Origin of the sequence: Novosphingobium colocasiae (genome assembly GCF_014652555.1) — a bacterium.
GTDB classification, from domain to species: domain Bacteria; phylum Pseudomonadota; class Alphaproteobacteria; order Sphingomonadales; family Sphingomonadaceae; genus Novosphingobium; species Novosphingobium colocasiae.
The window spans coordinates 66,464-82,876 of sequence record NZ_BMZA01000001.1; the positions used below are offsets into that span (position 1 = coordinate 66,464).

The window sequence follows — 16,413 nt, forward strand, 5'->3', positions numbered from 1 at the left end:
CAATACGGGACAGGATAAATGGCAGGCCTTTGGTTTGACGAACTGGAAGTCGGACAGGTGATCCGGCACGAGATCCGCAAGACCGTGCTGGAGTACGAGAACATGATGTTCTCGTCGCTCACCTACAATCCGGCGCAGATCCACATCGACCACGATTATTGCTCGAAGACCGAATTCGGCCGGCCGCTGATGAACTCCATCTTCACGCTGGGGCTGGTGATCGGCCTGTCGGTGCAGGATACGACGCTTGGCACCACGGTCGCCAACCTCGGGATGACCGATACGGTGTTTCCCAAGCCGGTGTTCTCGGGCGATACCATCCGCTCCGAGACCCACGTGCTCGAAAAGCGCGAGAGCAAGTCGCGGCCGACCCAGGGCATCGTCCTGTTCGAGCACATCGGCTATAACCAGAAAGACGAGATCGTCTGCCGCACCAAGCGCAACGCGCTGATGCTCAAGAGGCCGGCGTGAGGCTGCGCTCGCTTCTTTTCGTCCCGGGCGACAGCGAGAAGAAGTTCGCCAAGGCATCGGGCGGCAACGCCGATGTGCTGATCCTCGACCTGGAGGATTCGGTGGCCCCGGCGGTCAAGCCGCAGGCTCGCCAGACGGTCGCCGGGTGGCTCGACAAGGCGGGCGAAGTCCCGGCCAGCCTTTTCGTGCGGCCCAACCCGCTCGATTCGGGCCTGATCGACGACGATCTTGCTGCCGTGGTGCGTCCCGGTCTTGCCGGTCTGCTCGTGCCCAAGGCCAACGGCGGGGCCGATATCGCCGAGATCGCCGCCAAGCTCGACAAGCTCGAAGCCGCGGCCGGCATGGCGCACGGCACCGTCAAGATCGCGGTGGTCTCCACCGAAACCCCGCTGGCGATGTTCAACCTGGGTTCCTACACCCCGCCGCACCCGCGCCTTGTCGGGCTGACCTGGGGCGCGGAGGATCTGGGGGCCGCCATCGGCGCGACCGACAACAAGGAAGCGGACGGGTCCTGGACCTTCCCTTATCAGGTCGCACGCGCGCAGTGCCTGTTCGCCGCCGCCGCCGCCGGGGTGACGCCGATCGACACGCTCTATGCCAACTTCCGCGATCCTGAAGGTCTCGAAGTGGATTGTCGTCGTGCCCGTCGTGACGGGTTCCTGGGGCGGATCGCCATCCATCCCGATCAGGTCGACACGATCAACCGCTGCTTCAGCCCGTCCGAGGAAGAAGTGGCACAAGCCCGCAAGATCGCGGATGCCTTTGCCGCCAATCCCGAACTGGGCACCATCGGCATCGACGGCAAGATGTACGATATCCCGCACCTCAAGGCCGCACACAAGACGCTCGCCGCCGCCGGGGAAGCGGCATGAGCGCCTTTGCCCGGGGCCTGTGTCTGGCGATCGTGCTGGGGCTGACCGGGTTCCTCTTCTATGCCCTGGCCACCGGTCGCGTTCTGGCTGACCAGCTTCATGTCTGGTCGGTCGTGTGGGGGCTCTACGTCTGGGCGGACGCCTATGCCGGCTTCCTGCTCTTTTCGCTGCTGATCTACGCCTACGAGCGCAAGCTGGGGCTCACGATCGTCCTGTTCATCATCACCTGCTGCACCGGCAACATGGTCAACGCCGCCTGGCTTCTCCTCCGCGGCCCCGACCTGTTCCGACGCATCCGCAGTGTTTCCACGAGGGTTGAATCATGAGTGCACAGCGTCCGCTTCCGACCGAGGAAGATCTCGAAGCCATCCGCGAGGGCGTGCGCGCCGTCTGCAAGCCGTTCGACGACGAATACTGGCTCGATCGCGACAACGACGGCAAGTTCCCGCGCGAATTCCACACCGCGATGGCTGAGGCCGGCTGGCTGGGCATCACCATGCCCGAGGAATTCGGCGGTTCGGGCCTTGGCGTGACCGAGGCGATGACGATGATCCGCGAAGTCGCCTCGTGCGGCGGCGGGTTTGCCGCATCGTCCACCATCCACATCAACCTGTTCGGCCCGCACCCGATCGTGGTCGAGGGCACCGACGAGCAGAAGGCCCGCTGGGTGCCGCGCCTGGTTTCGGGCGAGGATCAGGTCTGCTTCGGTTTCACCGAGCCTGACGCCGGTCTCAACACCACCCGCATCAAGACTTTCGCGGAGAAGGTGCCGGGCGGCTATCGCGTCAATGGTCAGAAGGTCTGGACCTCGACCGCGCAGGTCGCCAACAAGATCATGCTGTTGACCCGCACCACCAAGTTCGAGGACGTGAAGAAGCCGACCGACGGCATCACCATCTTCTACACCGATCTCGATCGCTCGAAGATCGATGTCCACCTGATCCCGAAGATGGGCCGCAAGGCGGTCGATTCGAACGCGATCTTCATCGAAGACCTGTTCATCCCCGATGAGGACCGGATCGGCGAGGAGGGCAAGGGCTTCGGCTATATCCTCCACTCGCTCAACCCGGAACGCATCCTGATCGCCGCCGCCGCGACGGGCATCGGTTCGGACGCGCTGCGCCGTGGGGTAAACTACGCCAAGGAGCGCGTAGTGTTCGATCGCCCGATCGGCATGAACCAGGGCATCCAGCATCCGCTGGCCGAACGCTGGATGTACCTGCAGAGCGCCTGGCTGATGGTCGAGAAGGCCGCGCGCCTTTATGACAGCGGCCTGCCCTGCGGTGCCGAGGCGAACAGCGCCAAGTTCCTGGCGGCCCGCGCCTGCCACGATGCGGCCTGGCAGGCGGTGGCGACCCATGGAGGCTTCGGTTACGCCAAGGAATACCATGTCGAGCGGCTCTACCGCGAATCGGCGTTGACCCGCCTTGCACCGATTACCGAACAACTGATCATGAGCTTCATCGCCGAGAAGGTCCTCGACCTTCCCAAGAGCTACTGAGCCGGAACGGTTTCGCGGCGCGCGCCGGCCTCTCGCCGGGGGGCACCGCTCCCAATCAGACATAACGAAGGAACACATCATGGGCTTGATGGAAGGCAAGGCCGTCCTGGTCACGGGCGCCGGGCGCGGCGTGGGCCGCGGCATTGCGCTGGCGATGGCGCGCGAAGGCGCGGCCGTGGTGGTCAACGACCTGGGCGTGGCGCTGACCGGTGACGGTGAGACCGAAGGCTCTCCTGCCGAGCAGGTGGTGGAGGAAATCCGCGCCATGGGCGGTCGTGCCGTTGCCAACCACGACAGCGTGGCGGAATGGGACGGCGGTCAGGCCATGGTCAAGGCCGTGATCGACAACTTCGGGCGCATCGATGCCGTGGTGAACAACGCCGGTAACCTGCGCGACGTGCTGTTCCACAAGATGTCGCCCGATGATTTCCGCGCCGTGCTGGATGTCCACCTGATGGGCAGCTTCCACACCAGCCGCTCGGCCGCGCCGTTCTTCAAGGAACAGGGTTCGGGCGCGTTCGTGCACATGACCAGCTCCAGCGGCCTTGTCGGCAACCTGGGCCAGGCCAACTACGCCGCCGCCAAGCTCGGCATCGTCGGCATGTCCAAGTCGATCGCGATCGACATGCAGCGCTTCGGCGTGCGCTCCAACGCGGTGGCACCCTGGGCGTGGACGCGGATGGTGTCGTCGATCCCCACCGAAACCCTCGAACAGCAAAAGCGGGTGGAAGGGCTCAAGAAGCTTGACGCCGACAAGATTGGCCCGTTCTGCGCCGCGCTCTGCTCGGATGGCGGCGCGCAGGTCACCGGCCAGGTGTTCGGCGTGCGCAACAACGAGATCTACCTGTTCTCGCAGTCGCGCCCGATCCGCACCGCGCACACCGCCGAGGGCTGGACGCCCACGACGATCTGCGAGCGCGTGTTCCCGCAGTTCCAGAACGACTTCTACCCGCTGCACAAGTCGGGCGATGTCTTCACCTGGGACCCGGTGTAAGGGACGAGCGGCCGTGATCGATACCGCCGCCATCTTCGGCTACGATTTCGGCACGCGCGAGCATGCCTATGTCGAGCGTGACGCCATCCTCTATGCGCTCGGCGTCGGCCTGGGTGCCGATCCGTGCGATCGTGCGGACCTGCGCTTCCTGGACGAACGCGCGCTCGACGTGCTGCCGACGTATGCGGTGACGCTGTGTTCGCCGGGCATGTGGATTCGCGAGCCTGCGCTCGGCGTCGATTTCGGCAAGCTGGTTCATTTCGCGCAGAGCGCGGAATTCTTCGCGCCGCTGCCGCCCAAGGCCACGGTGCTGGGCGAGGCCAAGGTCATTTCGCTGACTGACCGGGGCGAAGGACGCGGCGCGGTGCTGGTGCTCGAACGCACCATCCGCGACGGGGCGAGCGATACGCTCTATTGCCGCCTTCACCAGACGCTGCTGCTGCGTGGCGATGGCGGGTTCGGCGGTGAGCCGGCGGCGCGGGACGAGAAGTTCGACCCGCAGAGCCCGCCCGATGCCACCGGCACCTTCGCGGTCAGTTCCCGCGCGGCGCTGATCTACCGGCTTTCGGGCGACTGGAACCCGCTGCACCTCGATCCCGACTTCGCCGCCAAGGCGGGCTTCACGCAGCCCATCCTGCAGGGGCTGTGCAGCTATGCCATCGCCGGCGTCGCCGTGTCGCGCGCGATGGGGCGTGATCCGGCGGACGTGGCGAAGCTCGCCTGCAAGTTTTCCGGGATCGTCCTGCCGGGCGATACCCTGACTTTCGAAATCTGGAACGATGCCGCCACCGGCGGCAGCCGGTTCCGCGCCCTGATCGGTGACCGCAAGGTTCTCGACGGCGGCGAAATCAGTTGGAAGTGAAAACACGATGACCAGGGAAGAGATCGCCGCACTCAAGGCCAAACTGCGCATTCCGGTCATGGCCGGGCCGATGTTCATTGCCTCCACCGCCGATCTCGTGATCGCGCAGTGCAAGGCGGGCATCATCGGCTCGATGCCGGCGCTGAACCCGCGCACGACGGCGGCGCTCGATGCCGATATCGCCCGCATCAAGGCCGAAGTGGGCGACATGCCCTATGCCATCAACCTCGTCGCCCATGCGTCGAACTCGCGCCTCGAAGCCGATCTTGAGGTCGTGCTGCGCCACAAGGTGCCGATCGTGGTGCTGGCGCTTGCCGCGAACGGCGATCTGGTGCGCCAGTTGCAGGACAACGGCGCGCTGGTGTTCCAGGACGTGATCCGCAATCGCCACGCCAGAAAGGCGGCGCAGATGGGCGTGGACGGCATCATCGCCGTCGGTGCCGGCGCGGGTGGCCATACCGGCAACATTTCGCCCTTCGCGCTGGTCCAGGAGATCCGCGAATGGTGGGACGGGCTGCTGCTGCTGTCGGGCTGCATCGCCAACGGCAAGGCAGTGCTTGCCAGCGAGGCGCTGGGGGCGGATCTGGCCTATATCGGCTCGGCCTTCCTCGCCAGCGATGAAGCCAACACCCAGCCCGGCTTCAAGCAGATGGTGGTCGATCACGGGGCCGAGGATATCCTCGTCAGTGATAGCTTCACCGGCGTCAAAGCCACGTTCCTGCGCCCCTCGATCGTCGAGAACGGGCTCGATCCCGACAACCTTGTGCGCGCGGCGGGCAAGTCGATCAACATCGACGGCGGCGGGGATAACGCCAAGGCGTGGAAGGAAATCTGGAGCGCCGGGCAGGGCATCGGCGCGATCAAGGCATCGGGCCCGGCCGCCGCATGGATCGACTGGCTGGCCGAAGATTACGGTGTCGCCAGAAAGGCGCTCTGCGGCGCGTAAACACAGCCGTCCGCCGCTGCCCTCTCCGGCCGGGAGAGGACAGCGGACAGGCAGATCATGCCTCGATCAGCTCGAAGTCCCGTTTGTCCGATCCGCATTGCGGGCAGACGAAATCGTCCGGCAGGTCTTCCCAGCGCGTGCCCGGCGGCACGTCGAGATCGGGGCAGCCCAGTTCCTCGTCATATATCTCGCCGCAGTTGAGGCACTTGTAGCGGCGCCACGGCGCGTCAGTCATGGCTGCGGCTCATCGTTACCGGGATGTGCTCGTAGCCATTGGTGAAGCACGAGGCGAGCCGCTCGATCTCACCGGCCAGCTTCACGTCCATGTCGCGCTTGGCCATTTCCTCGATCAGCGTGGTCAGTTGCAGCTCGGCCAGCCGCGCGCCGAGGCAGCGGTGGATGCCGTAGCCGAACGAGAGGTGGCGGCGCGAGTTCTCGCGTTCGGGGTCCCAGCGATCGGCATCGGGGAATACCGTCTCGTCGCGGTTGCCCGAATTGTACCACAGCACCACCTTGTCGCCCTTGCGGATGGTCTTGCCGTGCAGTTCGACATCGCGGGTGGCGGTGCGGCGCATGTGGGCGATCGGTGTTTGCAGGCGGATCGTCTCGGTCGCCGCGCCGCCGGCCAGCCGTGCCGGGTCGGCCTTCACTTGCGCCCAGGCCTCCGGGAAAAGGGTGATCCTTTCGATCATGCCCGACATGGAGTTGCGGGTGGTGTCGTTGCCGCCCACCAGCAGCAGCGCGATCGCGCCGATGAAGCGCTGTTCGTCCATCTCGCCGAACGAATCGGCATGCGCCATCATCGACAGCAGATCGGGGCGGACGGGCTGGGCCTTGCGTTCGTCGTAGAGCTCGCGGAAGCGCGCGGCCATTTCGAAGATATGGCCTTCGCGTTCGGCATTGAGCACCGGATCGGGACCGATATCGATCTTGGCGCACCAGTCGGACCAGGGGGCCAGCTTGTGCCGTTCGTCCCAGGGAAAATCGAACAAGGTGGCGATCATCGCGGTCGTCAGCGGGATCGAGACGGTGTGGACCCAATCGAACACCTCGCCTTCAGGCAGGGTGTCGAGCAGGTCGGCGGTCCGCTGGCGGATGGCACCCGCCAGTGCCGCCATTGCGGTGGGGGTCACCGCCGGGGCGATGGCCTTGCGCTTTTCGGCATGCTCGGGATCGTCCATGGCGATGAACATGCGAAGCTGGACGCCGGTGTCCTTCATGTCGAAGATGACGATGCCGCCATGTTCCCACGAGGACGAATAGGTTTGCGCATCGCCTTCCACCGCTACGATATCGTCATAACGGGTAATCGACCAGTAAGGACCGAACGCGCTTTGCGGACAGAAACTCACCGGCTCTTCCGCGCGCAGGCGGGCGAACAACGGACGCCAGGCATTGGCTTCCCACAGGGACCCGCGCGATACGTCAAGGCGATCGAGTTCGGCGGGATCGGGCATCGTAAGACTCGCCATGGCAGCACCTCTCACTTGTTGTTATGGATACGGTTTAACACGATAGCCTGCCCGACCCTTGCACTTTCACGGATGGGAACGATCCTGACCGATTGACAAGGACAAGCGATTGGCTCACTTCATTGCGTAATATTCATACGTATTAACGAATGAGCGCCGCCCCCTCCTTGAGGAGGGGATGGCGGTGCGAACAGGGGAGAATTCGGATGGCCGGTGCCCAGGGCAGGGACGATCATTTTCGCAAATCACTGCGGTTCTGCGGCTGGACGGGGGTCGTTGCGGTCGTCGCCTTCATCATCGGGGGCATGCTGCTGGGCGGGATGATCCCGCCTCTGCTCGCGCCTGATGATCCTGCTGAGGTTTTCGTTGCCAAGATCTCCGAACACCTGCTGGCGATCCGCGTGGGCTCGGTATTCTGCATGATCTCGTTCGCGCTGTTCGGATCGTTCGGTGCCGGGATTGCCGCGCAGACCCGGCGGGCGGAGCTCAATCCCTGCTTCTCCTACGTGCAGTTGCTGTTCACGGCAGCAGGCACCGTGGTGGCGGTGCTGGTGGCGTTCTGCTGGGCGCTGATGGCCTTCCGTCCCGACGAATACGATCCGACGCTGGTGCAGTTCCTGGCGGACTTCGCCTACTTCCTGGCGGTGTTCTCGGTGCCGGTGTTTGGCGGCTGGTGCGTGGTCATCGCGCTGCCGATCCTGATGGCCAAGGACGGCGAACGGCCGTTCCCGCGCTGGGTCGGCTATGCCAACCTCTGGGCGGCAGTGCTGTTCGCGCCGGGGCAGATGGTGCTGTTCTTCAAGCACGGGCCGTTTTCCTGGAACGGCGTGGTTGCCCTGTGGCTGCCCTTCACGGCATTCTTCCTGTGGATCCTGCTGATGAGCTGGGCCATGTTCGATGCCACCAAGGATGAAAACGTCCCCTCGCGCTTCTACTGAGCGCGATGCAGACACCTGATACGATGTCGATAGCGACGGCACAGGCGCACCATAGCGCGCGCGTCCCGGGCGAGGCGGGGATCTGGATCTTCATTGCCGGAGACCTGCTCGCCTTCACCCTGTTCTTCGTCCTCATCGCGCTGGGCAACGGCGATCAGCCGCAGGTCTTCGCGCGTGGCCGGGCCAGCCTCGACATAGGGCTGGGCGTGGCCAACACGCTGCTGCTGCTGACCGGTTCGTGGCTGGTCGCCGCAGGGGTGGAGACCAGCCGCAAGGGGGCGGGCCGGGCGGCAAGCCGCTATTTCCTGGCCGGGGCGGCGTGCGGGCTGGGGTTCATCGCCAACAAGTTCATCGAATGGTCGCACCTCATCCGCCTTGGCGCGAGCCCGCAGACCGATGACTTTTACATGTTCTTCTTCGTGTTCACCGGCATCCACCTGTTCCACGTGCTGCTGGGTACGGTCTACATGCTGGTGCTGAGCAGGGCCTGCTCCAAGCGACCGGCGGGGCCGGAAAGGGACCGTTTCGTCGAGTGCGGGGGCCTGTTCTGGCATCTGGTCGATCTCTTGTGGATCGTCCTGTTCGCGCTGCTCTACCTGATCTGAAGGGCCCCGATGCCGAAACCGTCTTCCCTGCCGTCGCGCTCGCTCACTCTTGTGTGGCTGGCGCTGGTCGTCGCCACGCTGGCGGGCTGGCAATTGGGCGAAAGCGCCCAGCATGCCCATGGCCCCGCCCGCGCCGCCGTGGCCGGGGTGGTGGCGATCGCGTTTCTCAAGGTGCTGGCGGTGGGCCTGCAGTTCATGGAGCTGCGCGAGGCCGTCTGGTTCCTGCGCGCCGGATTTTGCGTATGGGTCTTTGGTGCCATGACCGCGCTGATCGCCATCCTTGTCTTGCGCTGAACCCGGCGGCTCGGCAGTCTGATGCCCACGAGGTGCCGACCTCCCGCTCCTCTTCGTCATTGCGAACCTGCGCAGCGGGTGAAGCAATCCAGGGCGGTTTAAACCGCCCTGGATTGCCGCGCGACATTGGGTCGCTCGCAAAGACGAAGCGGAGAGGATGAGGCACACAGTATGACTCTCAGTTTACCCCACAAGAACCATAACCCCTGGAGACCGATGCATGACCAAGGCCGTAATCACCTTCGAACTTCCCCTCAAACCCGAAGCGGTCGAAGGCTTTCTGGAGATGATCCCCGCGATCCTGACCGAGACCGCAACCAAGGACGGCTTCATTTCGATCGCCGCGCATCGCAAGCCCGATGATCCCAACACCCTGCTGCTGCTGGAAGAGTGGGAAAGCGCCCAGCACTATCAGACCTACCTGCAATGGCGGATGGATACCGGGCTGATGGACGTGCTCGGCCCGATCCTTGGCGGTGAGCCGAAGATTCTGATCTGGGACGAACCGTTCCTGCGCTTCTGACGTGAGCCGAACGGCCCGCGCGTCAGCCGGCGCGCGGGTAGTCGGTGTAACCGCGTTCTTCACCGACATAGGCGAAATCGAAGTTTGCCGCAGCCAGCGGCTGCCCTTCGCGCATGCGGGTGACGAGATCGGGGTTGGCGATGTAGGGCCGCCCGAACGAGATCGCATCGGCCTGGTTGCCGGCTATGAAGGCATCGGCGCTTGCGGCATCGAAGCTGCCGTTCTGGATCACCGCGCCGTGGAACCGTGCCCGCAGGTTGACCATCACCGGGTGTTCCGGCTTGTCGACAAAGCCCGATGCGATCGGCTCGATCAGGTGGACATAGGCCAGCCCGGCCTCACCACAGATCGCGCCGATCCGCTCGGCCAGCGCGCCGGGGTTTTCATCGCCCATGCCCTTGCGTTCGCTGGTGGGGCTGATGCGCAGGCCGATGCGATCGGCCGGCACTTCCTTCGCCACCGCCGCGACGATCTCGCTCAGCAGGCGGGTGCGGTTTTCCAGGCTGCCGCCGTACTTGTCGGTCCTGACGTTGGTTTTCGACTGCAGGAACTGGTCAATGATATAGCCGTTGGCTCCGTGGATCTCGACCCCGTCGAACCCGGCCGCCATCGCCCGCCTGGCACCGGCACCATAGGCGGCGATCACCCGGTCGATATCCGCCTGCGTCATCTCGCGCGGGACTACATAAGGCTTCATCGGCAGGAAGCCGCCTTTGTAGTCGGGACCGGGAGGGGCCATCGTTTCACCCTCACCAGCAATGGCCGAGGGGCCGACAGGCAGTTCGCCGCCCAGATATTCGGGCAGCACCAGCCGGCCCATGTGCCAAAGTTGCAGCACGATCCGTCCGCCGGCTGCGTGCACCGCATCGGTGACCTTGCGCCAGCCGGCGGCCATTTCGTCCGTCCAGATGCCCGGCACGCGGTACCAGCCCATGCCCAGCGGATCGACCGCGCAAGCCTCGCTGACGATCAGGCCGCAATCGGCGCGCTGCGCGTAGTAGCGGGCCATCAGCTCGGTCGGCACGTTATTGGGGGTGGCGCGGGCGCGGGTCAGCGGGGCCATCACCACGCGGTTAGGCAGATCCAGCGCGCCGATGCGCACGGGCGAGAACAGGGCGTCGAGCATCCGGTGATCCTGAAAATTTGCAGCGGCGCAGCGTTAACTTTTGCGCACGGCCTTTGGAACAAACAATTTGTATATGGGGCGTATAAGCCAGTTGGGCAGGAAGCGCGCCCGCTCCTCCAGCGCCACCCGCCCGCGCGGGTGATCCATCAGTGACGGATAGGGCAGCGGGAAGCGATAGCCCCGGCGCGATTTCAGGAATTCGATCCGAACCACGTGCTTGACGTTCTTGTAGCCATAGTGCGCCGGGGCGATCAGCCGCAGCGGTGCGCCGTGTTCCACCCCCAGCGGCGCGCCGTCCAGCGCTGTGGCGAGGAGCACATCGTCGCTCGCCAGCAGGTCATCCAGGTTCATGGCGCAGCGATAGCCGTCAAGGCCGTGGAATACGACGAGCCGCGCCTGCGGATCGGGCTCGGCCATGGGGATCGCTATGGTGTGGTAGAAGTCTGCGAAGCGCACACCGGTCCACCGCACACCGAGCCGTGACCAGGTGGTGACGCAGTGGAAGTCTGAAATCTGCTCGACCTTGGGCAGCGTCGCGATCTGCGGCCCTGCATCGACTTCGGCAGCTACGTCCCCCCGCAGGCGTACCTGCAACGGAGGAGCCGCAGGCAGCTTTCGATTCTTGAACCGGCCCAGCCCGAACCGCACGAAAGCGCGGCCGTGGAACTGACCGGGCGGCAGTGGCCGGGGTGCGGGCTCAGCCAATCTGGCGGCCATGTTCGGCCCAGAACGGCGCGCGCAGATCCTTCTTGGAAACCTTGCCGCTGGGCACCAGCGGGAAGCTGTCCATGAACTTGACCCGCTTGGGCACCTTGTAGCCGGCAAGACCGGTACGCGCATGGGCGATCAGGTCCGCTTCGGTCAGCGTGTTGTCAGCCTTCAGGATGACGCAGGCCATCACCGCTTCGCCCCAGCGCGAATCCGGCACGCCGATCACCGCGACCGAGCCGACGGCGGGGTGCATCGACAGGACGTTCTCCACCTCGGCGCAGTAGATGTTCTCCCCGCCCGAGACGATCATGTCCTTCACCCGATCGACGATGTAGTAGAGCCCTTCCTCATCCTGACGCGCGACGTCACCCGTGTGATACCAGCCGTTCTTCAGGACCTTGGCCGTGGCTTCGGGCTGCTTCCAGTAGCCGGGCGTGATCGCCGGGGCGCGCACCAGCAGTTCGCCCGGCGTGCCCTGCGGCACTTCGTTGCCTTCGCCATCGACGATGCGGAACTCGATCAGCGGCAGCGGCCGGCCGCAGCTTTGCAGCTTGCCCTCATGTTCCAGATCATGCTCGTCCGGGCGCAGGATAGAGAAGGCCCCGCCCGCCTCGGTCGCGCCGTAGAACTGCATGAACTTGCCCGGCATCCGCCCGATCGCTCGCTTGATGAGGCCAAGCGAGATCGGCGAGCCGGCATAGAGCGTCAGCCGGATCGAGGAGAAATCGGTGCTTTCCGCCTTGGGATGATCGAGCAGCATCTGGATCATCGTCGGCGTCAGCGTCAGCAGGGTGGGGCGGTCATGCTGGATGACATCGCAGACGAGGCCGGGATCGAACTGCCGCACGATCGAGATCGCCACACCGTTGTAAAGGCATTGCCAGGCGATGCCGATCGACAGGAGGTGGAAGTTGGGCAGCGGGTTGATGAAGATGTCCCCGTCCCGCCATTCGTAGGCCGGCTCGAAATGCTCGCACAGCCGCATGCGGTTGAAGCCGCCGTGGCTGAGCATCACGCCCTTGGGCAGACCGGTGGTGCCCGAGGTGTAAAGCTGGACCGCGATGTCCTCTTCGCTGATGAACAGGTCCGGCTTCGTCGTGGGATAGCGGGCGTATTGCCGTTCCAGCGTATCGGTCTCGTCGTAGTAGACCGTCACCGGATGCACGTCGCACAGTTCGAGCGCTTGGTGCCACAGGTTCTCCACCACCCGCTCGACGAAGACGATCTTCGCCTCGCTGTCAGCGACAAGCTGCGCCAGTTCGGCGGCGGCGAGCCGCCAGTTGAACACGGTAAACGCTCCGCGCGTCTTGGCGCAGCCGACCAGCGCGAGATAGAAATCCGGGCTGTTGAGGCCGAGAAAGCCGACCCGATCGCCCGCCCCGATCCCTTGCGCGATCAGGCCATTGCCGATGCTGTTGGCGACGGCATCGTATTCGGCGAAGGAAATCGTCCGTTCACCACTGACCAGCGCGCGGCGCTCGGGCGTGTGGCGGCCGTGGTATTCGATGAATTCGCCCAGCGTGCGGACTTCGGGGTACAGCCACATGCGGGGTTATGCTCCGGTGAAGGTGGGTTTGCGCTTTTCGGCAAAGGCGGTGATCGCCTCGCGCGCGTCGGCGGTGCCGGCGCAGCGGGCCAGCGCCTGGGCTTCGAATTCGAGCTGCGTTTCCAGCGGCTGATCCTCGACCGAGAGGAACAGCCGGCGGATTTCGCCGAACGCCCGGGTCGGGCCATCGGCCAGCCTGCGCGCCACCGCTTCGGCGCGGGCCAGATATTCGTCGGCCGGCGCAAGATCGTCGATCATGCCCAGCGACAACGCGGTGGGCGCATCCAGCGTCTCGTTCAGCAACAGGAAGCGCTTGGCGCGGGCGATGCCGATCCGGTGCGACAGGGTGACCGAAGTGCTGGCATCCGCGCAGAAACCGATCCCGGCATAAGCCGCAACGAAGCGCGCGCCTTCGGCGGCGACCACATAGTCGCAGCCTGCAACGACACCGTTCATCCCGCCCGCACAGACACCCTGCACCGCCGCGATGACCGGCGCGTTCATCCGCGACAGCCGGGCGATGCCGGCGTGGATGTCGGCGGTCCAGCGCTTGATCATCAGCGGCAGACGATCGAGTTCACCGGTGAAGCTGGCGATATCGCCACCGAAGCTGAAGTTCTTGCCTTCCGCGACCACCAGAACCGCGCGCACCGAACGGTCTTCGGACAGTTCGTTAGCGACCAGCAGGAAATCCCGGCAGAATTCGCCATTGATCGGATTGCCGCGGCTGCCCTGGGTCAGGACCAGCCGGGCCAGCCCGCCGTCCCGTTCGATGCGCATGGTATCGTAAGTCATGGTTTGCGAAATTGTCCGTCAGTCTAGAACCAGCACCGGCTTGATGCAGGCACCGTGGTGGGAATCGGCGATGGCTTCGTTGATCTTCTCGAACGGATAGCGCGTCACGAACTTGTCAAACGGCAGGCGTCCTTCGGCGTAATAGGCGAGCAGTTCGGGCAGGAAGCCGGTGATGTCGCTGTCACCCTCGACGATGCCGCGCACGGTGCCGCCCAGCGTCAGCCACTGGATCATCGGCAGCGGCAGCGCCGCATCAAGCGCGCCGGGAAGGCCGACAAGGCCGATGCGGCCCATCGGCGCGATCATGCCGGGGGTCTGTTCGAGCGTCGGCATGTGGCCGCTGGTATCGACGATCATGTCGACCCCGATCGGGACAATCGCGCGCACCGCTTCGACGATGTTGCCGGCGGTGGCGGGATCGATGACGTGGGTGGCCCCGATTTCGAGCGCCATCTCGCGGCGCTTGGCCTGCGGTTCGATCAGGATGATCTGCGTGCATCCGGCCAGGGTGCCGCCGATCACCGCCGACAGCCCGACCGCGCCGCCGCCGATCACCAGCAGCGTTTCACCGGCCTTGCCCTTGAGCGAGCGCAGCACCGCGCCCGCGCCGGTCTGGATGCCGCAACCCAGCGGTGCCAGCGTGGTAAGATCGGCATTGTCGGCGACCTTGAGGACATTGCGCTCGTTCGCGACGCAAACGGCCGAGAACGACGACTGGCCAAAGCAGTTGTCGGCGATCGGCTGGCCGTCCTTGGTCATGCGGGTCGAGCCGTCGGCGCGGGCGCAGATCATGTTGAGCGGAAAAAAGGAGTGGCAATAGGCCGGATCGTCATGGTCGCAGCGGACGCAATGGCCGCAACTGTTGAACGACATCAGCACCTTGTCGCCCGGCTTGACCGACGTGACGCCTTCCCCGACTGCATCGACCACGCCGGCACCTTCGTGGCCCAGCACCGTGGGGAAGGGGTTGCCCAGCGCGCCCGAGGCGATCACGAGATCGCTGTGGCAGATGCCTACCGCCTTGACGGCGACGCGCACTTCGCCGGCCTGCGGCTCGGCAACTTCGATGCGTTCGATGGTGAACGGCCCGGCGGGTTCGTGCAGTACAGCAGCAAGTGCATCCATGTCCCAATATCCATATGTTTGTTTATCAGATTGTATCGAATCCGAACGGGGCGAACCACTTGCGGTCCTTTTGCGTTCGGGTGTCCTCGAAATCAAGGATTATGCTGGAAAGACGAGATTTCGAGGCGGCGCAGGTTCCTGCCGAGATGGCCTGGATCACCGCTTCGATGGCGGTGTTGATCGCCCGGCGGCTTTCCCTCACATCGGAAGTAGTAAGCGTGATTGCTTGTTTCAGAGCATCCATCGCGGCCGCACCGTAGCGGTCTGCCGGGAACTCCGCCAGCAGCGCCTGACCAAGCGCGGCGGCATCATCGCGTTCGGCCTGTTCGTAGGCCGGGGCATCGTCGATCTGGCTGCGGATGATCTGGACATGGCCGATGATGAGCCCGGCCTGTTCGCGCGCGAGCGATGCATCCTCGGGAAGGTGCGGCACGATCACTTCGGACAGCGAGCGCACGATGCTGGCCAGGCGTTCGTCAATCGTCGGGATCATGCCGGTTCTCCCTGGCGCAGAAGGCGGACGAGATCATCCGCGAACATCGGGGCCGCGGCGGCGAGGAACGTGAGCAGCACGTCCTGGTGGTTGTGCTGCGAACGTGCCGCCGCGCTACCATTGGCGGCGCAGATGATGTAGCACTTGAAGCTGCTCAAGACGTCGTAGAAGTGCAAGGTCTTGCGATTGACCGTGCGGCCCGAGCGCTGTTCGTAGGCGCGGATGAACTCCTCGCGCTCGAACAGGTCCGAGGCGCGGAACGTGCGGTTTTCATCGAATGTGCCGAACACCTGCATCAGCACCCAGGCCAGGTCCTCGTGGTAATCGCCGATGCGCGCCAGCTCCCAGTCCAGCAGGGCGGTGATCTCGGCGGTGTCCTCGTCGAACAGGTAATTGCCGGTGCGATAATCGCCGTGAGTCAGCACCAGTTCGGCGCAATCGGGCAGGTTGGCCAGCAGCCACTGTTCCGCCAGCGCGAAGATCGGCCGGGTTTCGCCTTCGTCGATCCGCCAGATTTCGCGCCAGTAGTTGAGCGTCCAGCGTGCCGCCTGCTTCGCATCGGCATCGGGCACCTCGAAGCCGGGCAGCGGCCGGCCGCGCCAGTCGAAACCGTGGATGGCGATCAGATGATCGAGGAACTGGTCCTTCAGCCGGTCGCGATAGTCCGGCCCGAGCCAGGTGCCGAGGCCGCTGACCTTCTGGGCCGAGACGCTGGGCTTGGTCACCCCGCGCACGACATGCATTATCGCGGCCGGCTGCGGGAAATAGCGCGCTTCGTTATCGGTCCAGGCCGGGCGCGGGACCGGGACGATCCCCTGCATCAGGTCCAGCAACAGGCTTTCGCGGGCCCGGTCGGTCTCGGTAATCGCTTTGCGCGGGTCCATCCGCAGCAGGTAGCGCTGGGTTTCGCCCTCGTGCGTCAGCGCGAAGAAGAACTGTTCCTTCGATGCCCCGCCGCCGACGCGCTTGACGTCGGCCACAGTGGCACCGGGCAGGGTGGCATCGAAGAAGCCCTGGAGCACGGCCGCGATCTCGTGGCGCAGCGCCGCGCGATAGGGCGGCAGGTCGCGGTTGGCAGCGCGCCGGTCGAGGATGGCGCGCAGCGGCGTTTCCATTTCGGTGAGGCCGGTCGACATCGG

At 64.9% G+C, this 16,413-nt stretch carries 20 protein-coding genes; 11 read left to right on the forward strand and 9 right to left on the reverse strand.

Going from position 1 to position 16,413, the window contains the following annotated elements; genetic code table 11:
• Window positions 1–18: 18 nt before the first annotated feature.
• From IE122_RS00310 to IE122_RS00340, 7 genes are all read left to right on the forward strand, one after another.
• Entirely contained in the window at window positions 19–471 is a 453-nt protein-coding gene (locus IE122_RS00310) for a MaoC family dehydratase (protein WP_189619102.1), read from the forward strand.
• Complete coding sequence (locus IE122_RS00315; protein WP_189619103.1) at window positions 468–1,343, forward strand: HpcH/HpaI aldolase/citrate lyase family protein; 876 nt, start codon at window positions 468–470, stop codon at window positions 1,341–1,343. Before IE122_RS00310 ends, IE122_RS00315 begins: the two co-directional genes overlap by 4 nt.
• A complete protein-coding gene (locus IE122_RS00320; RefSeq protein ID WP_189619104.1) occupies window positions 1,340–1,669 on the forward strand; it encodes a hypothetical protein in 330 nt (109 codons plus the stop codon). Before IE122_RS00315 ends, IE122_RS00320 begins: the two co-directional genes overlap by 4 nt.
• Entirely contained in the window at window positions 1,666–2,844 is a 1,179-nt protein-coding gene (locus IE122_RS00325) for an acyl-CoA dehydrogenase family protein (RefSeq protein ID WP_189619105.1), read from the forward strand. The genes IE122_RS00320 and IE122_RS00325 overlap by 4 nt, the downstream gene beginning before the upstream one ends.
• Window positions 2,845–2,923: 79 nt before the next feature.
• Entirely contained in the window at window positions 2,924–3,838 is a 915-nt protein-coding gene (locus IE122_RS00330) for an SDR family NAD(P)-dependent oxidoreductase (RefSeq protein WP_229813597.1), read from the forward strand.
• 13 nt (window positions 3,839–3,851) lie between these two features.
• Window positions 3,852–4,700 (forward strand): MaoC/PaaZ C-terminal domain-containing protein, encoded by an 849-nt coding sequence (locus IE122_RS00335; protein WP_189619106.1) that lies wholly within the window; start codon window positions 3,852–3,854, stop codon window positions 4,698–4,700.
• A gap of 7 nt (window positions 4,701–4,707) precedes the next feature.
• Complete coding sequence (locus IE122_RS00340) at window positions 4,708–5,646, forward strand: NAD(P)H-dependent flavin oxidoreductase (RefSeq protein ID WP_189619107.1); 939 nt, start codon at window positions 4,708–4,710, stop codon at window positions 5,644–5,646.
• 55 nt (window positions 5,647–5,701) lie between these two features.
• On the opposite strand, the gene IE122_RS00345 is transcribed toward IE122_RS00340, so the two are convergent.
• Both IE122_RS00345 and IE122_RS00350 read right to left on the reverse strand, forming a co-directional pair.
• Window positions 5,702–5,881, reverse strand: coding sequence for a rubredoxin (locus tag IE122_RS00345; RefSeq protein WP_189619108.1), 180 nt, complete (start codon window positions 5,879–5,881; stop codon window positions 5,702–5,704).
• Window positions 5,874–7,118 carry a cytochrome P450 gene (locus IE122_RS00350; RefSeq protein ID WP_189619109.1) on the reverse strand — a complete coding sequence of 415 codons (1,245 nt, stop codon included), beginning with the start codon at window positions 7,116–7,118 and terminating at the stop codon, window positions 5,874–5,876. Before IE122_RS00350 ends, IE122_RS00345 begins: the two co-directional genes overlap by 8 nt.
• Window positions 7,119–7,324: 206 nt before the next feature.
• Between IE122_RS00350 and IE122_RS00355 the strand changes: the two genes are divergently transcribed.
• From IE122_RS00355 to IE122_RS00370, 4 genes are all read left to right on the forward strand, one after another.
• Window positions 7,325–8,056 (forward strand): hypothetical protein, encoded by a 732-nt coding sequence (locus IE122_RS00355; RefSeq protein ID WP_189619110.1) that lies wholly within the window; start codon window positions 7,325–7,327, stop codon window positions 8,054–8,056.
• Between the two features lie 5 nt (window positions 8,057–8,061).
• Window positions 8,062–8,661: a cytochrome c oxidase subunit 3 gene (locus IE122_RS00360; protein WP_189619111.1), complete on the forward strand. Its 600-nt coding sequence runs from the start codon at window positions 8,062–8,064 to the stop codon at window positions 8,659–8,661.
• A gap of 9 nt (window positions 8,662–8,670) precedes the next feature.
• Window positions 8,671–8,955 (forward strand): cytochrome C oxidase subunit IV family protein, encoded by a 285-nt coding sequence (locus tag IE122_RS00365; RefSeq protein WP_189619112.1) that lies wholly within the window; start codon window positions 8,671–8,673, stop codon window positions 8,953–8,955.
• A gap of 220 nt (window positions 8,956–9,175) precedes the next feature.
• Window positions 9,176–9,478, forward strand: a complete 303-nt coding sequence (locus tag IE122_RS00370; protein ID WP_189619113.1) for a putative quinol monooxygenase — start codon at window positions 9,176–9,178, stop codon at window positions 9,476–9,478.
• A gap of 22 nt (window positions 9,479–9,500) precedes the next feature.
• On the opposite strand, the gene IE122_RS00375 is transcribed toward IE122_RS00370, so the two are convergent.
• Genes IE122_RS00375 through IE122_RS00405 form a run of 7 tightly spaced genes read right to left on the reverse strand, consistent with a single transcriptional unit; the run spans window position 9,501 to window position 16,410 of the window.
• Window positions 9,501–10,604 (reverse strand): alkene reductase, encoded by a 1,104-nt coding sequence (locus tag IE122_RS00375; RefSeq protein WP_189619114.1) that lies wholly within the window; start codon window positions 10,602–10,604, stop codon window positions 9,501–9,503.
• Window positions 10,605–10,637: 33 nt separating this feature from the next.
• A complete protein-coding gene (locus IE122_RS00380; RefSeq protein ID WP_189619115.1) occupies window positions 10,638–11,321 on the reverse strand; it encodes a molybdopterin-dependent oxidoreductase in 684 nt (227 codons plus the stop codon).
• Window positions 11,302–12,861, reverse strand: coding sequence for a long-chain-fatty-acid--CoA ligase (locus tag IE122_RS00385; protein WP_189619116.1), 1,560 nt, complete (start codon window positions 12,859–12,861; stop codon window positions 11,302–11,304). The genes IE122_RS00380 and IE122_RS00385 overlap by 20 nt, the downstream gene beginning before the upstream one ends.
• Before the next feature lie 6 nt (window positions 12,862–12,867).
• Window positions 12,868–13,656 carry an enoyl-CoA hydratase/isomerase family protein gene (locus tag IE122_RS00390; protein ID WP_189619117.1) on the reverse strand — a complete coding sequence of 263 codons (789 nt, stop codon included), beginning with the start codon at window positions 13,654–13,656 and terminating at the stop codon, window positions 12,868–12,870.
• An 18-nt stretch (window positions 13,657–13,674) separates the two neighbouring features.
• Window positions 13,675–14,781: an NAD(P)-dependent alcohol dehydrogenase gene (locus IE122_RS00395; protein ID WP_189619118.1), complete on the reverse strand. Its 1,107-nt coding sequence runs from the start codon at window positions 14,779–14,781 to the stop codon at window positions 13,675–13,677.
• 25 nt (window positions 14,782–14,806) lie between these two features.
• Complete coding sequence (locus tag IE122_RS00400) at window positions 14,807–15,274, reverse strand: hypothetical protein (protein WP_189619119.1); 468 nt, start codon at window positions 15,272–15,274, stop codon at window positions 14,807–14,809.
• The gene (locus IE122_RS00405; protein ID WP_189619120.1) at window positions 15,271–16,410 is read right to left on the reverse strand and encodes a phosphotransferase family protein; all 1,140 of its coding nucleotides are present in this window, start codon (window positions 16,408–16,410) and stop codon (window positions 15,271–15,273) included. The genes IE122_RS00400 and IE122_RS00405 overlap by 4 nt, the downstream gene beginning before the upstream one ends.
• Between the last annotated feature and the right edge of the window lie 3 nt (window positions 16,411–16,413).

Bases quoted from the DNA above. Each gene is read 5' to 3' on its own strand.
- IE122_RS00395 (WP_189619118.1), bottom strand. From the start codon at position 14,781: ATGGATGCACTTGCTGCTGTACTGCACGAACCCGCCGGGCCGTTCACC.
- IE122_RS00375 (WP_189619114.1), bottom strand. From the start codon at position 10,604: ATGCTCGACGCCCTGTTCTCGCCCGTGCGCATCGGCGCGCTGGATCTG.
- IE122_RS00370 (WP_189619113.1), top strand. From the start codon at position 9,176: ATGACCAAGGCCGTAATCACCTTCGAACTTCCCCTCAAACCCGAAGCG.
- IE122_RS00350 (WP_189619109.1), bottom strand. From the start codon at position 7,118: ATGGCGAGTCTTACGATGCCCGATCCCGCCGAACTCGATCGCCTTGAC.
- IE122_RS00390 (WP_189619117.1), bottom strand. From the start codon at position 13,656: ATGACTTACGATACCATGCGCATCGAACGGGACGGCGGGCTGGCCCGG.
- IE122_RS00310 (WP_189619102.1), top strand. From the start codon at position 19: ATGGCAGGCCTTTGGTTTGACGAACTGGAAGTCGGACAGGTGATCCGG.
- IE122_RS00385 (WP_189619116.1), bottom strand. From the start codon at position 12,861: ATGTGGCTGTACCCCGAAGTCCGCACGCTGGGCGAATTCATCGAATAC.
- IE122_RS00345 (WP_189619108.1), bottom strand. From the start codon at position 5,881: ATGACTGACGCGCCGTGGCGCCGCTACAAGTGCCTCAACTGCGGCGAG.
- IE122_RS00320 (WP_189619104.1), top strand. From the start codon at position 1,340: ATGAGCGCCTTTGCCCGGGGCCTGTGTCTGGCGATCGTGCTGGGGCTG.
- IE122_RS00355 (WP_189619110.1), top strand. From the start codon at position 7,325: ATGGCCGGTGCCCAGGGCAGGGACGATCATTTTCGCAAATCACTGCGG.
- IE122_RS00365 (WP_189619112.1), top strand. From the start codon at position 8,671: ATGCCGAAACCGTCTTCCCTGCCGTCGCGCTCGCTCACTCTTGTGTGG.
- IE122_RS00405 (WP_189619120.1), bottom strand. From the start codon at position 16,410: ATGTCGACCGGCCTCACCGAAATGGAAACGCCGCTGCGCGCCATCCTC.
- IE122_RS00330 (WP_229813597.1), top strand. From the start codon at position 2,924: ATGGGCTTGATGGAAGGCAAGGCCGTCCTGGTCACGGGCGCCGGGCGC.
- IE122_RS00380 (WP_189619115.1), bottom strand. From the start codon at position 11,321: ATGGCCGCCAGATTGGCTGAGCCCGCACCCCGGCCACTGCCGCCCGGT.
- IE122_RS00325 (WP_189619105.1), top strand. From the start codon at position 1,666: ATGAGTGCACAGCGTCCGCTTCCGACCGAGGAAGATCTCGAAGCCATC.
- IE122_RS00340 (WP_189619107.1), top strand. From the start codon at position 4,708: ATGACCAGGGAAGAGATCGCCGCACTCAAGGCCAAACTGCGCATTCCG.
- IE122_RS00360 (WP_189619111.1), top strand. From the start codon at position 8,062: ATGCAGACACCTGATACGATGTCGATAGCGACGGCACAGGCGCACCAT.
- IE122_RS00400 (WP_189619119.1), bottom strand. From the start codon at position 15,274: ATGATCCCGACGATTGACGAACGCCTGGCCAGCATCGTGCGCTCGCTG.